Genomic DNA, 14,474 nt, shown 5'->3' with positions numbered 1-14,474 from the left:
TCGCCGTTGTCATGATGCACTCCCGACCGCCGCCTTTTGAGTTTCGGAACCTGCCGCCCTCGCGCCGCGCCCACGCCGGCCTCGTTTGCCTCGGGCCCAGACCTCGATCCGGGACTGCAGCATCATGAAGATGGTGGTGAAGATGAGATAATAGATCCCGGCGGCGGACAGCGCCTCGAGGTAGCGGAAATTCGCGCTTGCCGTCTGGTTGGCCACCAGCAGCAGCTCCTCGACCGCGATCACCGAAACGAGGGCGGATGTCTTGAGCATCCCGATGAACTGGTTGCCGATCGGAGGGATGACGATGCGCAGCGCCTGCGGCAGAACGACGTGCGTCATCACCTGGGAATCACGCATTCCGAGCGCCCGCCCGGCCATGCGCTGGCCGCGTCCGACCGCCTGGAGCCCGGAGCGCAGGATCTCCGACATGTACGCGGACTCGTTGAGCGAGAGCGCCAGGATGGCGCATGTGAACCCCGAGAGCAGGATGCCGAATTGCGGCAGCACATTGTAGATGAATATGATCTGGAAGAGAACGGGTGTGCCCCGGAACAGCCAAAGGTAACCGACGACGAACGGTTGAAGGAGTTTTATCTTGGATTCTTGTGCGATCGCCACGATGAGGCCGAACAAGATTCCGAGCAGCACCGCCATGATCGTCAGGAACAGCGTGAACATCGCTGCTTTGAAGAAGCTCGCGGATGTTATGTATTGCAGGATCAGGGTCAGCGCGTCCATCGGTCCAAATATCGCTCCAGATCGAATTCTGATCGCAACCTGACGCCGCCCGCGCAGCGACTGTCGAACACGGATCGACTGTCGGGCACGCCCGGTTGCTAGACCCCCGCCCGTCGGGCGGGCGGCGGGTCCTGTCGACCGTGCCGCCCGCCCTTTCGTTTCCCTCAACGCGCCACCACCGGAGAAGCGGGGCACGGTCGCCTCGGCATCGCGTTGATGCCGCTGGCGCGAGCGGCTCCAAGGATGGCTAGTTGTTGAACAGCGACACCGCCTCGGGAAGATTGTACTTTTTCATGAGCGTGGCGTATGTGCCGTCCGCGACGGCGGCCTTCAGTGCCGCTTCGACAGCCGCCTTCATGTCGGTATTTCCCTTCTGCACGGCAAAGCCGATGAGCGTATCGGCAGCGAACGTCGTGCCGACGATCTCGTAGGCATCCGGCGCCTCGGCAACCTGAACGATTGCCCCGGGGGTGGAATTGTAGAAGGCATCGGCGCGGCCGGTGCGGACCGCGAGAGCGCTGTCCTGCGCGGTCGGGAACGTCATGACTTCCACTCCGGTCTTGCCGGCGGCCTTGCACTTGGCGTCATCCTCGCGAGCGTAATTCTCCTGGATCCCGCCGAGTGTGACGGCGACCTTGGCGCCGCAGAGGTCGTCCCTGGAATTCACGCCACGGGGATTGCCCTTGCGCACGATGACCTCGTTGCCGACCCGCATGTAGGGAACGAAATCGACCTGCTCGGCCCGCTCCGGCTTGATGTACATGGCTGAATTGATGAGGTCCATCCGTCCGGACTGGAGCGCGGGAATGAGGCCCTTGAAATCCATTGGCATGGGGTTGGGCTCCAGTCCCATGAGCTTGGCCATGTGCGCGCCGAGCTCGATGTCGAAGCCGACCAGCTTGCCATCGACCGTGTACTCGAACGGTCGGAAGGTGGCAGCCGTTCCGTAGGTCAACCGGCCGCTCTCGACGAGTTTGCCCGGGGCGGCCACCTCGGCCGCCGATGCCGCCGGCGCCACGGCGCAGAAGGCGGCGAGACCGCCGGCAAGTGCCAGGAAGTGCTTCAGACGCATGTCTTTCCTCCATCACACGACAACAGCGCGCGTGGCCGTCACCCGCAAGGCGGCCCGTTCGCACAGGGAGACGCGGCTTGACGCAGCGGCTCCCAACTTCGCGATTGTATCCTATCAGCACTTGGGTACAATGGAAGACCAAATATCATGCAGTTTGCCGGCGCGGTGCCGTTCCCCAAGGCAGGTCGGGCCGGCCACCGGGTGACCAGGCATTCGCCTGGGAGCCATCAGGAATTGCTTGAGACAGGAGCAACGGACGTGTTCGAGCAGGCGGGCAGCAGGGGCGAGTTCGGCTACTCATCCCTGCGTGGTCGGCTCATCGGTTACATCAAGAACTCCGGTCTCGTCGCCGGTGACCACCTTCGCGAGCAGGACCTTGCCGATCGTCTCGGCGTGTCCCGCACGCCCGTCCGCCGTATGCTGGCCGCGCTGCGCGATGCAGGAATCGTGGAATGGCGGCCCAACAAAGGTTATTTCCTCATCACGTCGTCCGGCGACCTCTTCGAGCCTGCGATCGAGATGCCGGTGACGGATGCGGCGGCGCTCTTCGATCGCATCGTCGGCGACCGTCTCGGTGGCTTCCTCGCCTCCGAGTTCAGGGCTGGCGAGCTTGCCAGCCGCTATGCAGTGAGCCAGCGCCTCTCCAACAAGGTCCTCCGCGACCTCCAGGCCGAGGGTGTGGTCGAGGCCCATGGGCGCGGCCGGTTCCGCTTCAACCCGGCCCTCCTGACACCGGAAGCCAGCGATGCCAGTTACGCCTTCCGCCTCGCCATCGAACCGGAAATACCGCTCCTCGAGGGCTTTTCGATCTCCTGCGGTGTGCTCGCGCGGGCGCGCGATCTCCACGATGCGTTTCTCGCCATGCCCATCGGCGAGCGCACCAATCGCATGGCATATCGCATCGATGCCGATTTCCACGAGATGATCGCAGAGGCCTCCGGCAACTTTTATTTCCACTCCGCAGTCGTTCAGCAGAACCGCTTGCGCCAGCTGATGGAGTACAGGGACTACAACAATATGCGACGTGTGCAGACCTGGTGTCACGAGCACCTCGCGATCATCGCCGCGCTCGAGGCGGACGATCTGAGGAAGGCCTCACGCCTCATCAGGACCCATCTTCAGAATGCCATGGCTTTCCGTCCACGCGTTGCCGCATCCCACGCTCACCGGTCCCGTACCGGCATGCCTCAATCCTGACGCGTCCCCCGCCAACTCCCTCTCGCCGCGAGGCCGAAATGACGTCGACACCAGACATCGCGCGTATGAAGATGCAACTCGCCCGGCTCGTGGCCTTCGACACGCAGAACCCGCCGGGTCGCGAGGTCGAGGCCGCGCGCTACATCGGCGAGATTCTGTCGTCGATGGGGTTCGCGGTTGATTTTCTCGACTGCGGCGCGGGCCGCACGAACGTTGTCGGGGTGCTCGCGAACGGACCGGGCCCGTCCTTCGCCTTCAACACGCACATCGACGTCGTGCCTGCCGGTTCCGGCTGGTCGCGCGATCCCTTCAAGCTGGTCGAGCAGGATGGCTGCCTCTATGGCCGCGGTGCCTGCGACGCCAAGGGCCCGCTCGCCGCGATGCTCGAAACCCTTCGCCTGCTCGCTGCCGATCGGGAGCGCTGGTCGGGAACCCTGATCGGCGTCTTCGTCGCGGACGAGGAGGTCGGCAGCGAGGGCGCAAAAACCTATGCCCGGACCGCCGCCCCGATCGACTATTGCGTCATCGGCGAGCCGACCGGGTGCAGCACCGTGACCGCACACAAGGGCAGCCTGCGCCCCATCGTTCGCGTCGACGGCATCTCGTCGCATTCGGGCATGCCGGACCTCGGCGTCAACGCGATCCTGCGCTCTGTTCCCTTGCTCGAGCGCATCGTTGCCGAGCACGAGAAGGTGCGTGCCCGAACCCACGATCTCGTCGGCTCGGCCAGCCTCACCGTCGTTCGCGCGAGTGCCGGGGTCGCCGACAACGTCGTGCCCGATGCCTGCGAGTTCGTCCTCGACCGTCGGATGGTGCCGGGCGAGGAGGAGGAGCGCGTGCTCGATGGCCTGCGCCGGCTCGTCGAGGAGGCGGCGCGCGAAGCCGGCACGACCGCTGGCATCGTTGGCTTCCGGCCGACGACGGGGTCGGCTTCCGAGACCGCTCGCGACCATCCGATCGTCGAGGCGTCGGTTGGCGCCTGCCGGCATCACGGCAATCCCCAGTCCTCGATCGGCGGCTTCCAGGGCGGATGCGACCTCGTCCATTTTCGCTCACTGGGTGCCGAGGGTGTGGTCGTTGGGCCTGGCGCGCTCGCGGTTGCCCACAAGCCGGACGAGTTCGTTCCCGTCGAGGAATTGACGCGCTCGGCGCTCATCTATCGCGACATCGCGCAAGCTATGCTCGGGGCAAAGAAAGACTACCAGGGCTGAACGGCGGGCCGACGCGGGGCTCCATGCTCTCGGCGTCTGGCGCGTCCGCCGGGCGAGCCGGCAAACGCAACAATGGAAGGGAAATGCCATGGGAGTATCCGGCGCCGTCGTCGCCTCCGGTAAGGAGGCGACCTTTCCGAAGTCGGAATTCGACGCGCGTATGGCCCGCGCCAGAGAGGGCCTCGCGGCGCGCGGCATCGATGTGATGATCATTACGGGCCCGGAGAACATATACTACCTCACGGGTCAGCAGACGCCCGGCTACTACACCTACCAGGCGCTGCTGCTTCCGGTCGACGGGGAGCCCGTGTTCATCGTTCGCCAGCTCGAGTTGAACAATCTCGTCGCCAACTCCCATTTGACGAATATTCGCCCCTACCTCGACAACGCCGATCCGGTGGCCGAGACCGTCAATGCCATCGATGCACTCGGCTGGCGCGGCCGGCGCCTTGCCATCGACGAGCGCGGCTGGTTCCTTCCTATAGCGATCTACAAGGCGCTTGTCGCCAGCTGCGGGGAGCTTGGCAACGGAGCCGGCGTTGTCGAGCGCCTGCGCGCGGTGAAGTCGCCCGCCGAGATCGGCAAGATCGAGACGGCGGCGCGTTATACGGATGCCGGCATGAGCGCGGGCCTTGCGGCGGTGCGTGTCGGCGCGAGCGAAAACGATGTCGTTGCCGCCATGATGGGCGCCGCCATCGCGGCCGGGAGCGAATATGTCGGTATGGAGCCGCTAATGTCGAGCGGCGAACGTTCCGGCGTTCCCCATGGCACCTGGCGCCGGCGGATCATCGGCCCCGGCGATCCCGTCTTCCTCGAACTGGCTGCCTGCCACGACCGCTATCATGCCACCCTCATGCGTAGCGCCTGGATCGGCAGACCAGACGATGTGGCACTGCGCATGATGGACTGCTGCATCGAGGCGCTCGATGCGGCGCTTGCGGCACTGCGCCCCGGAAAGACGTGCGCCGAGGTCCACGAGGCCTGCCAGGGCGTGATCGATCGCTACGGCTACACCGAGAACTTCAAGAAGCGCACGGGCTACAGCATCGGCATTTCCTTCGCGCCGGATTGGGGAGAGGGAAATGTGTTGAGTCTTTATTCGGGCATCGACGTGCCGATCGAGAAGGGGATGGTCTTCCATTTGCCCCCAGCCCTGCGGATCTACGGGAAATTCACGGTCGGCGTCAGCGCCACCGCGGTCGTCGAGGATGAGGGGTGCCGCGAACTCAGCGGTCTTTCGCGCGACATGCTGATCGTTTGAAGGATGAGGCCATGCGGGATCGAGATGAGGTGCGGGCGCGCGTTCGGGGTCTGTTCAATATCACGGTGACCCCGTTCGGGGCCGAAGGCGATATGCTCCTCGATGCGCTGGCCGAAGCGATCGAGCGGGCGATCGGTTTCGGTTACGATGGAATTCTCATTGGTGGGACCTATGGCGAGTTCGCGGTCCAGACGGTCGAGGAGCGCGCCCTCCTTTTCCGCCGCGCCATGGAGGTGGTCGGCGACCGTGTCCCGGTGTTGCTCTGCACCGCGCACTCCGATCAGCGGGTGGTCGAGGAGTTGACGGAACTGGCCGCAGGTTTGGGGGGGCTGGCGATGGTTACGCCCCCCTATGTGTCCGAGGTGACCGATGGCCATGTCGTCGAGTTTTTCCGACGCTTGACACGTCACTCGCCCCTCGGCGTCATGATATACAACGCGCCCGGCGTCGGCCCGACCCTGCCGCCCGCCCTCCTCGAGCAACTCGCCGACCTCGACGGTATCGTCGCGCTGAAGCAGGGCGATCTGTCACCGACCGTGGTAGATCGCATCGCCGCCAACCTCGTCGGCCGGATCAGGGTGCTGGCCGCTTCGGACCTCGCCATGCTGGCCCCGCTCGCAGCCGGCTTCGACGGCCTGAGTTCCACCAACAGCTGCGCGCTGCCGGAACTCATTAGGGAAATTTATGATGGCATGGCCGACGGCGACGCGCGCCGCGCCGGCCAATTGCATCGCGGCTGGTATCCCTACCGGGCTCTCGCCAGGGAGTTCGGCCAGCCGCAGACCGTCAAGGCGGCGATGCAGTTGCGGGGCTGGCGCGGCGGGAGCGTTCGCCGACCGCTGCCCGATCTGACGGCGGCCGAGCGTGAACGGTTGGCGGCGGTGATGCAGAGCATGCCGGAAGGGATGTCGGGATTGCCCGCGAGCGGCCGAGCGAGCCAGCCGGTCCGAACCCTTCCCGACTAGTTCCGCTTGGCAAAAACGCTGAGGAACGTCAGCGACGGGGTCAGCAGTTCGACGAACCCGTGCCGGACGGAGGCATCGAAACTGACGCTGTCGCCGCGCCCGACCTCGAACCTGTCGTCGCCGTAGCCATAGACGGCTTCGCCTTCCAGAACGTAGATGAAGACGAAGCCCCGACTGAGATAGAAGGGGTGCCGGTCCCCGTCCCGGCGCTCGATCGTCACGATTGCAGGCTCGAATTGCACGGCATCGTCGCGGTGATGACCGAGAAGCCTGAAATCGTGCTCGTGGTCGGCGTGGTAGCGCCGCGAGGGCAGCCCTCCCCCCGCCTTGACGTACGAGATGTCCGCGATGCCGGCGGTATGCTGGAAGAGGTTGGCGAGCGGCATGCCGAGGGCGTCAGCGAGCGCCTTGAGGGTCGAGAGCGATGGTGAAACGCGCCCGCCCTCGATCCGCGAGATCATGCCCGGTGAAACGCGCGAGACCTCCGACAAGCGACGGATCGTCAGCGATCGCTCCTCGCGGAAGCCGCGGATCGCACGCCCGACGAGCGCGTTGATGGTTTCGTCCTCGATTTCCGACACCTTCGGGATTTCCGCCCCTGTCGGCCGCATCCGGCCATGCACGACACCAGCCCGCAATATCGGCCGAGCCGCCGCATGGCAACCCGGCTTACCGTTTGCCGCGCTCGCCTGCCGTGATAGTGGGCTCAGGCCGCGCTGCGTCCGAGGATCTCGTGCTTGCGGCGCGCCACGTAGTCACGCAACGCCTCGTCGACGGCGACATCGAGCGGCGGCTCCTCGAACTCCTCGAGCAACTGCTTCCAGAGCCTGTTGGCCATCATGGCCGTGCTCTCGCGTCCCTCCTCGCTCCAGGTCTCGTAATTCCGACGATCACTGAGCATCGGGCTGTAGAAGGCGCGCTCGTAGCGCGCGAGCGTGTGTGACGAACCGAAGAAATGCCCGCCCGGGCCGACCTCCTTGATCGCGGCGAATCCCATGGTGTCCTCGTCCACCTGGATGGGTTCCAGGGTCTTGACCAGGATCTGCAGCATCTCGGCATCGAGGATCAGCTTCTCGAACGAGCCCGAGAGCCCGCCTTCCAACCAGCCGGCGGCCGCGAAAATGATGTTGGCGTGCGCCGTGATCGCGCTCCAGAGACACATCTGGCTTTCGTAGGCGGCCTGTGCGTCCACCAGATTGGCGGCCGTGTTGTTGGACGAGCGGAACGGCAGGCCATAGCGGCGTGCCAGTTGTCCGGACGCCCAGGTCGCCTTGGCGAATACCGGCGTGCCGAAGGCGGGCGAGCCCGAACGCATGTCGACATTGGTGGTGAAAGCGCCGTAGACGACGGGCGCGCCCTTGCGCACCGCCTGCGCCAGGACGCAGCCCGCGAGCGCCTCGGAGTTCTGCACGACGAGTGCACCGGCCTCGGTGGCCGGGCTCATGGCGCCTGCCATCGTGAACGGCGTGATGACGAGGGGCTGCCCGACCCGCGCCATCTCGATGATGCCCTCGGCCATTGGGATGTCGATCTGCAAAGGCGAGTTGGTGTTGATCGGGGCGGTCAGCACTGGGCGCCGCGCCATCTCCTCCTCGCTCCAGCCCATCAGCAGGCCGGCCATGGCGATGGCATCGCGCGCCCGCTCGCGTCCGTTGCACCAGGCCTTCCAGGTCTTGTCGGTCAGCTTGGCGTGGGCGTAGGCGACATCGAGATGCCTGGTCTCGGCCGGCAGGTCGAGTGGCTCGAAGCCGCCGCCGCCTGCCTGGTGCACCACGTTGAGGGCCTGCACGACGCGCACGAAATCGAGCATTTCATCGAAGGTCCCGGCCCGTCGGCCGCGATCGAGATCATTGGCGAACGACGGGCACATCACGGAAGAAAAGACGATCCGGTTGCCCCCGAGCGTCACGTTGCGGGCGGGATTGCGGGCGTGCAACGTCACCTCGGACGGCGCCCAGCCGACCATCTCTTCGACAAGGCCGGGATCGAAGCGGACCATCATACTGGCTTCGTCCACCATCGCTCCGGCCGCGCGCAGGAGGCTGCGGGCTTCGCCCTCGAGCACCCTGATGCCGATCTCGGAAAGGACACGCATCGAGGTGTCGTGGATGGCGTCCAATTGATCCGGGTCGAGGATCTCGATTGGCGGGTGGGGATTGCGCACCTCGCGCCACGCCAACTGGCCCAGCCCCTCGGTGGTATCACGGCGCTGACGCGCCCGACCTTCACGGCGCCCCATGTCTCGACCCTCCAGGATGGCCGCCTCTCAGCGGCTGTTGCGTGACGTCAAATATATTTACCTCTACGAAGCACTCATGGCTAGTGCCCCGCTGACGCCATCCGGCGTTCGCGCTGCACGTCCTCCAACCAGCCCGGCCGCATCTCGGGCGTCGAGGTGACCAGCAGGTGCGTGTAGTCGGCAAAGGGAGGCGAAAAGATAACCTCGCGCGGACCATGCTCGACGACCCGGCCATGCCGCATGACGAGCACATCGTCGGCAATGCCACGCGCGAGATCGATGTCGTGGGTGATGAAGATGTAGGACACCCCGATCCGCTCCTGCAGTCGCATCAGGAGGCGAATGATTTCTCCAGCCACGAGCGGGTCGAGCGCCGAGGTCACCTCGTCGCAGATGATCAGTTCTGGATCGGCCGCGATCGCGCGGGCGATGCAGACGCGCTGCTTCTGACCGCCCGAGAGCTGGCCCGGATAGCGGTGCGCGATCTCGACAGGAAGATCGACCATGGCCAACAGTTCGCGCACGCGCTGGGCGAGCGCGCCCGCCGTGAGCCCGTGGAAGAGGCGCGCCGGCCGGCCGACGATCTCCTCCACCGTCTGGCGCGGGTTCAAGGCCATGTCCGGCTGTTGATGGATCAGCTGCATCCGGCGCTTGAGATCGCGGGGTCGCTCGCCGAGGCGGGCGGCAACGACCTCGCCCTTGTAGAGCACGGTCCCGACGCGAGGTCTGAGCAGCCCCATCAGCACGCGCGCGAGGGTCGATTTCCCGCTCCCCGACTCCCCGACGACCGCGAGATTTGCTCCCGAGCGCAGCGAGAAACCGACATCGTGGAGCACGTCGAGACGGCCATAGCCGGCGGTGACGCCGCGCGCTTCCACGAGCAGCGGGCCGACGCTTGCCCGTGCCTCGGGGCGCGAGTGCCGGCGCGCCGAGAGGAGTTCGCGCGTGTAGCCCTCGCGCGGTTGCTCGAGCAGTTTCGCGGTCGGCTGCTCCTCGACTTCGGCCCCGTGACGCATGACCTTGATGCGGTCCGCGATCTGCACGACCACCGCGAGATCGTGGCTGATGTAGATGGCCGCGGTTCCGAGATCGCGGATCACATCCTTGACGATGGCGAGCACGTCGATCTGGGTGGTCACGTCGAGCGCGGTGGTCGGTTCGTCGAAGACGACGAGGTCCGGCTCGCCGGCGAGCGCCATGGCGGTCATGGCGCGCTGCAATTGTCCTCCGGAGACCTCGTGCGGGTAGCGCTCCCCGAAGCGCGCGGGATCGGGCAGCCCGAGCCGCTCGAAGAGCGTCAGCGCGCGCGCCGTCGCGGCCTTGCGCTCGAGGCCGCCATGGATGCGCGTGACCTCGAGCACCTGGTCGAGCAACTGGTGGGCGGGGTTGAAGGCCGCAGCGGCGCTCTGGGCGACATAGGCGACTTTTCGCCCCCGCAGGCCCCGCAGGACGTCGTCGCCGGCCGTCAGCACGTCGCGCCCGCCGAACCGCACCTTTCCCCCGGCAAAGCGGCAGCCGCGCCGGGTATAGCCCATCGCCGCGATACCGAGCGTCGACTTGCCCGCGCCACTCTCCCCGATGAGGCCGACGACTTCCCCCTTTGCGACGGCAAGATCGACACCCTTGAGGATCGGGCGCCAGTGCGCGCCGCCGTCCGCATCCCGCGTCAGCGCCTCGACGACGAGCCTCCTGATCTCCAGCAGCGGTTCGCTCATTGGCGGATATCGAGGTTGGCGTTGCGCTTGAGGAGCCCATCGACGACCAGATTGACGCCGACCGCGAGAATGGCGAGGGCCAACGCCGGCATGATCGGCGCCCAACGCCCGAATGTGATGGCGAGCGCGTTCTCCTTCACCATGCCGCCGAGATCGGCATAGGGCGGTTGAACGCCGAGACCGAGGAATGAAAGGGAGGAAATCGTGATGGCCGCGAAGACGAACCTGAGGCCGAACTCCGCGATGAGGGTCGGCGCCGCGTTCGGCAGCACTTCGCGCAGCAGGAACCAGCCCATCCCCTCGCCCCGGAGCCGTGCGACCTCCACGTAGTCCATCGCCACGATGTCGGCCGCGACCGCTCGCGTCAGGCGGAACACCACCGTCGAGGCGAGCGCGGCCATGACCAGCACCAGCACGGGCAGGCTCGTCCCGAGCGCCGAGAGCACGATCAACGCGAGGATGAGGGTCGGGAATGCCATCAGTGCATCGACGAGGCGGCTCGCGATCACGTCGAACCAGCCCCCGAGCACGGCCGCCGCGATGCCGAGCGGGCAGCCGATCAGGAAGGCGCCAGTGGTCGCAAGGAACGAGACGATCGCCGTCAGCTGGCCCCCGGCCAGGATCCGCGTCAGCATATCGCGCCCGACGCTGTCGGTGCCGAGCCAGTGTCGCGCGCTCGGCCCCTCCCAGACCGAGCCGACGATCTCGAACTCGCCATAGGGCGAGAGCATTGGCCCGAGGAATGCGACCGCCAGGAAGGTGACCACGATCGTTCCGCCGATCCGGGCCGAGCGATCGAACTGGCGCCAGAGCCTCCTCATTTGGGCCGCCTCCGGCGCGGGTTCGTCAGAATGGCAAAGACGTCGGCGAGCATGTTGAGGACGACGTAGATGGAGGCGAAGATGAGCCCGCAGGCTTGCACGATCGGCATGTCGCGCTTTGCCACGGCATCGACCATCAGACGCCCCATGCCCGAGTAGTTGAAGACCGCCTCCACGACCACGATGCCGACGACGAGATAGGCGAGCGTCAGCATCACGATGCTGATGATCGGCGAGAGCGCGTTCGGCAGCGCGTGATGGAGGATGACCCGCCGTCGGCTCGCGCCCTTGAGTTCGGCCATCTCCACGTAGGGTTGGTTCATGACCGAGAGCACCGCGGTGCGCGTGAGGCGCATCGTGTGCGCCGTGACGACGAGCGACAGCGTGAGGCACGGCAGGGCGATGGCGTGCAACTGCTGGCCAAGGCTCATCGTGTCCGTCAGCCGCGAGAGCGCGGGAAACCAGCCGAACTGCACCGCCAGCACCGAGAGCAGCAGGTAGCCGATGAGGAAGTCGGGCGCCGAGACGAGTGCCAGCGTGACGATCGAGATCCCCTTGTCGGCCGGCCGGTCCTCATAGAGGGCGGCCAGCAGCCCGAGCCCGATCGAGAGGGGAATGGCGATGGCCGCCGCGACCGCCGCCAGCAGCAGCGAGCGCTCGAGCCGCCCCGAGATCAGCTCCGAGACTTCGCGCCCGCTGGCCAGCGAGCGCCCGAGGTCACCGGTGAGGACCCCGCCGAGCCAGTCGAGATACCGCTGGTAGGCCGGCCGGTCGAGGCCGAGCTGCTCGCGCAGCGCCGCCACCGCCTCCGGTGTCGCCTGCTGGCCGAGGATCGCATCGGCAAGATCGCCCGGCAGGATCTCGGTGCCGACGAAGACGATGATGGAGACGAGGAACAGCGTCGCCACGCCCGCCAGCAGCCTTCGCGGCACCGGTCCGATGAGTTGCCTCATGCCCGCTTACGCGTCATCCAGCCAGACGCGTTCGGAAACGCGCATGCCCGAAAGCTCGTAAGCGCCGGAGGGATAATAACCCTTCACCGTGTCACGCAGGCCATCGACGTTGTTGTTGAAGAACGGGATCGCCGCGCCGCCGTCCTCGTGGATCATCACCTGCAGGTCGTGGTAGATCGCTTTGCGCTTGGCAAAGTCGGTTTCGCCGCGCGCTGCTGCCAGTTTCGCGTCGAAGTCGGCGCGCTTCCAGTGCGTGTCGTTCCAGGGGGCATCGGACTTGTAGGCGGTCGAGAGCATGATGTCCGCCGTCGCCCGTCCGCCCCACGAGCCGCCGACGAATGGCTTCTTGAGCCAGACGTTCTTCCAGAAGCCGTCGGACGGCTCGCGGATGATTTCGACCTTGAGCCCCGCCTTGGCGGCGGACTGCTGGAAGAGCGCCGCCATGGTCTCGGCGCCGGAAAAGACGACGTTCGAAGTGCTGAGTGGCAGCACGCCGTCGAAGCCGGATTTCTTCAAGTGGAACTTCGCCTTGTCCGGGTCGAACGAGCGCTGCGGGATGTCGGCCGCATGGAACGGATCGAACGGCGGGATGGGGTGGTCGTTTGCGATCGAGCCGAGGCCGGCCATCACCTTGTCGAGGATTTCCACCCTGTCGAGGGAGTATTTCACCGCGAGGCGCAGGTCGAGGTTGTCGAAAGGAGCGCGGTCGCAGGCCATCAGCAGCGGCCGATGGCCGGGTCCGGGATGCGCTTCGACATGGACCCCTGGTGCCGCATTGACGAGACCAACCGATTTCGGATCCATCCGTCCGGCAATGTGAATTTCGCCGGTCAGCAGCCCGCTGGTGCGCGCCGTGACATCGGCAACGAACAGGATCTCGACCTCATCGACGTGCGCGGCATCCGCCTTCCAATAATTGGGGTTGCGCACGGCATGCAGCCGGTCGCCCGGCTCGAAGCGCTGCAACTTGTAAGGACCGGTGAAATCTGCGGCGGCAAAGTCGGTGGTCCCCGCCGGAACGATGAGGAGATGGAAATCCGAGAGCAGCTGCGGCACGTCCGCGTTCGGCCCGCTCATGGTGATGACGATGGCGTTCGGGCCGTCGGCCGCGATGTCGGAAATCCCGCTCAGCAGGCCTTTCGCCCCGGACGTCGAGGCCTCGCCGCGATGCAGGTTGAGGGAGTAGACGACATCCTCCGACGTCATCGACTTGCCGCTGTGGAAGGTCACGCCCTTGCGCAGCTGGAATTTCCAGACGGTCGCATTGGCGGAGTGCTCCCAGCTTTCGGCCAGTTCGCCGACCAGGGCGTTGTTCCGCCCGATCTCGGTCAGGCAGTTGCCGAGCGTGAAGCCCATGACGCCGTGACCGATCGACGTGATGGTGCGCGGATCGAGTGTGTCGCTCGCCGCCCCGCCGATCGTCGCAATGACGATTTTGCCTCCCTTCTTGGGGCTGGCCGCGCGCGCTGAGGCGAACCCTGTCGCCGAAACCAGCCCGGCGGCGAAGGCGCCTTTGAGCAGCGTGCGCCGCCCGAGTGGCAGACCTGTGTATTGACCCGACATTGCGTTCTCTCCCAAGCGACGGTCGACGGTACTGAAAGGTCTCGCGCCGGGCACGGCACCGGCCTGTGTGGCAGGCGGAGGGTTGTGCGTCCGGAACATAATTGCGTCAGAGTAAACCCCGGCAATTCAGTTTGGCAATGCCAAGTTGGGCCTCCGCGAGCGAAGAATCGTTCTCCGGGTGCGTTGGATGCACTGCAGGGCACCTGCTCGTCGGGGTCGCGACAGGGTTCGTGTGGTCAAAGCCGCTGGCATGGCCCCCTGGTTCGGTGGCAATGGCGCAGGGTGCAAGGCGCCTCTGGGAGAGGTTCGGAGAACACGTTCGCCCATCGGCGGCGTCGGCTGGCCGCCGGCACTCGAGTGTGCGACGTTTGGCGATGGGTGTTTGGCTGGGGAACCTGGACTCGAACCAGGACTAACGGAGTCAGAGTCCGCTGGTCTACCATTAACCTATTCCCCAGCATCGGCATTCCGACGCGGTGGTCGCCACCGTCGCGCCCGGCCTCGATGGCCCGCAGGAACGACAGTCCATGGTAGGACCCCTGCTCTTAGCCACATTCGCTGCCGACTTCAAGCGCCGCGCCCCAGCGCGCCTCGCGCTTGCGCTCCAGCGCGTCCCCCGGTCGCCCCATCGTTCCGCACCACACATTGCAGCCTGCTCGAGACCGGCGCGGTGCCCGCCCTGTGGGTGCTGCGATCGCGTGCTTTACCGCGGCCTCGGTTTTGTTATTCTCATGCCAAG

Annotated in this window: 12 protein-coding genes and 1 tRNA gene; 4 read left to right on the top strand and 9 right to left on the bottom strand. The window is 66.0% G+C overall.

From position 1 onward, the window contains the following. Nucleotides 1-9: 9 nt before the first annotated feature. Together GC150_08030 and GC150_08025 are read right to left on the bottom strand one after the other, a co-directional pair. Nucleotides 10-738, bottom strand: a complete 729-nt coding sequence (locus GC150_08030; GenBank protein ID MBI1384841.1) for an ABC transporter permease subunit — start codon at nucleotides 736-738, stop codon at nucleotides 10-12. 247 nt (nucleotides 739-985) lie between these two features. Further along, a complete protein-coding gene (locus GC150_08025; protein MBI1384840.1) occupies nucleotides 986-1,810 on the bottom strand; it encodes a transporter substrate-binding domain-containing protein in 825 nt (274 codons plus the stop codon). A 147-nt stretch (nucleotides 1,811-1,957) separates the two neighbouring features. On the opposite strand from GC150_08025, the gene GC150_08020 reads away from it, so the two are divergent. The 4 genes from GC150_08020 to GC150_08005 all read left to right on the top strand — a co-directional run bounded on the left by GC150_08020 (nucleotide 1,958) and on the right by GC150_08005 (nucleotide 6,444). After that, nucleotides 1,958-3,007, top strand: a complete 1,050-nt coding sequence (locus tag GC150_08020; GenBank protein ID MBI1384839.1) for a GntR family transcriptional regulator — start codon at nucleotides 1,958-1,960, stop codon at nucleotides 3,005-3,007. Between the two features lie 38 nt (nucleotides 3,008-3,045). Continuing rightward, nucleotides 3,046-4,218 (top strand): ArgE/DapE family deacylase, encoded by a 1,173-nt coding sequence (locus GC150_08015; GenBank protein ID MBI1384838.1) that lies wholly within the window; start codon nucleotides 3,046-3,048, stop codon nucleotides 4,216-4,218. An 88-nt stretch (nucleotides 4,219-4,306) separates the two neighbouring features. Continuing rightward, nucleotides 4,307-5,479: a M24 family metallopeptidase gene (locus tag GC150_08010; GenBank protein ID MBI1384837.1), complete on the top strand. Its 1,173-nt coding sequence runs from the start codon at nucleotides 4,307-4,309 to the stop codon at nucleotides 5,477-5,479. A gap of 11 nt (nucleotides 5,480-5,490) precedes the next feature. Continuing rightward, the gene (locus tag GC150_08005; protein MBI1384836.1) at nucleotides 5,491-6,444 is read left to right on the top strand and encodes a dihydrodipicolinate synthase family protein; all 954 of its coding nucleotides are present in this window, start codon (nucleotides 5,491-5,493) and stop codon (nucleotides 6,442-6,444) included. On the opposite strand, the gene GC150_08000 is transcribed toward GC150_08005, so the two are convergent. The 7 genes from GC150_08000 to GC150_07970 all read right to left on the bottom strand — a co-directional run bounded on the left by GC150_08000 (nucleotide 6,441) and on the right by GC150_07970 (nucleotide 14,192). After that, nucleotides 6,441-7,055, bottom strand: coding sequence for a helix-turn-helix domain-containing protein (locus GC150_08000; protein ID MBI1384835.1), 615 nt, complete (start codon nucleotides 7,053-7,055; stop codon nucleotides 6,441-6,443). The two genes, GC150_08005 and GC150_08000, sit on opposite strands and share 4 nt — an antisense overlap. Nucleotides 7,056-7,150: 95 nt before the next feature. Next, complete coding sequence (locus GC150_07995) at nucleotides 7,151-8,683, bottom strand: methyltransferase (GenBank protein ID MBI1384834.1); 1,533 nt, start codon at nucleotides 8,681-8,683, stop codon at nucleotides 7,151-7,153. Between the two features lie 80 nt (nucleotides 8,684-8,763). Further along, entirely contained in the window at nucleotides 8,764-10,398 is a 1,635-nt protein-coding gene (locus GC150_07990) for a nickel ABC transporter ATP-binding protein NikE (GenBank protein MBI1384833.1), read from the bottom strand. Next, nucleotides 10,395-11,219 carry an ABC transporter permease subunit gene (locus tag GC150_07985; protein ID MBI1384832.1) on the bottom strand — a complete coding sequence of 275 codons (825 nt, stop codon included), beginning with the start codon at nucleotides 11,217-11,219 and terminating at the stop codon, nucleotides 10,395-10,397. Before GC150_07985 ends, GC150_07990 begins: the two co-directional genes overlap by 4 nt. After that, complete coding sequence (locus tag GC150_07980) at nucleotides 11,216-12,172, bottom strand: ABC transporter permease subunit (GenBank protein ID MBI1384831.1); 957 nt, start codon at nucleotides 12,170-12,172, stop codon at nucleotides 11,216-11,218. Before GC150_07980 ends, GC150_07985 begins: the two co-directional genes overlap by 4 nt. A gap of 6 nt (nucleotides 12,173-12,178) precedes the next feature. Next, nucleotides 12,179-13,735 (bottom strand): peptide ABC transporter substrate-binding protein, encoded by a 1,557-nt coding sequence (locus GC150_07975; protein MBI1384830.1) that lies wholly within the window; start codon nucleotides 13,733-13,735, stop codon nucleotides 12,179-12,181. Nucleotides 13,736-14,118: 383 nt separating this feature from the next. Beyond that, nucleotides 14,119-14,192: transfer RNA gene (locus tag GC150_07970), tRNA-Gln, on the bottom strand. Nucleotides 14,193-14,474: the final 282 nt, after the last annotated feature.

Source organism: Hyphomicrobiales bacterium (assembly GCA_016125495.1).
Classification (GTDB): domain Bacteria; phylum Pseudomonadota; class Alphaproteobacteria; order Rhizobiales; family RI-29; genus RI-29.
The sequence above is the reverse complement of the archived record's forward strand: the minus strand, read 5'-3'. Positions and strand labels throughout refer to the sequence as shown.

Excerpts from the sequence above, each read along its gene's own strand:
- GC150_07980 (MBI1384831.1), bottom strand. The coding sequence starts at position 12,172 with ATGAGGCAACTCATCGGACCGGTGCCGCGAAGGCTGCTGGCGGGCGTG.
- GC150_08015 (MBI1384838.1), top strand. The coding sequence starts at position 3,046 with ATGACGTCGACACCAGACATCGCGCGTATGAAGATGCAACTCGCCCGG.
- GC150_08020 (MBI1384839.1), top strand. The coding sequence starts at position 1,958 with ATGCAGTTTGCCGGCGCGGTGCCGTTCCCCAAGGCAGGTCGGGCCGGC.
- GC150_07990 (MBI1384833.1), bottom strand. The coding sequence starts at position 10,398 with ATGAGCGAACCGCTGCTGGAGATCAGGAGGCTCGTCGTCGAGGCGCTG.
- GC150_08025 (MBI1384840.1), bottom strand. The coding sequence starts at position 1,810 with ATGCGTCTGAAGCACTTCCTGGCACTTGCCGGCGGTCTCGCCGCCTTC.
- GC150_08000 (MBI1384835.1), bottom strand. The coding sequence starts at position 7,055 with ATGCGGCCGACAGGGGCGGAAATCCCGAAGGTGTCGGAAATCGAGGAC.
- GC150_08005 (MBI1384836.1), top strand. The coding sequence starts at position 5,491 with ATGCGGGATCGAGATGAGGTGCGGGCGCGCGTTCGGGGTCTGTTCAAT.
- GC150_07985 (MBI1384832.1), bottom strand. The coding sequence starts at position 11,219 with ATGAGGAGGCTCTGGCGCCAGTTCGATCGCTCGGCCCGGATCGGCGGA.
- GC150_08010 (MBI1384837.1), top strand. The coding sequence starts at position 4,307 with ATGGGAGTATCCGGCGCCGTCGTCGCCTCCGGTAAGGAGGCGACCTTT.
- GC150_07995 (MBI1384834.1), bottom strand. The coding sequence starts at position 8,683 with ATGGGGCGCCGTGAAGGTCGGGCGCGTCAGCGCCGTGATACCACCGAG.
- GC150_08030 (MBI1384841.1), bottom strand. The coding sequence starts at position 738 with ATGGACGCGCTGACCCTGATCCTGCAATACATAACATCCGCGAGCTTC.
- GC150_07975 (MBI1384830.1), bottom strand. The coding sequence starts at position 13,735 with ATGTCGGGTCAATACACAGGTCTGCCACTCGGGCGGCGCACGCTGCTC.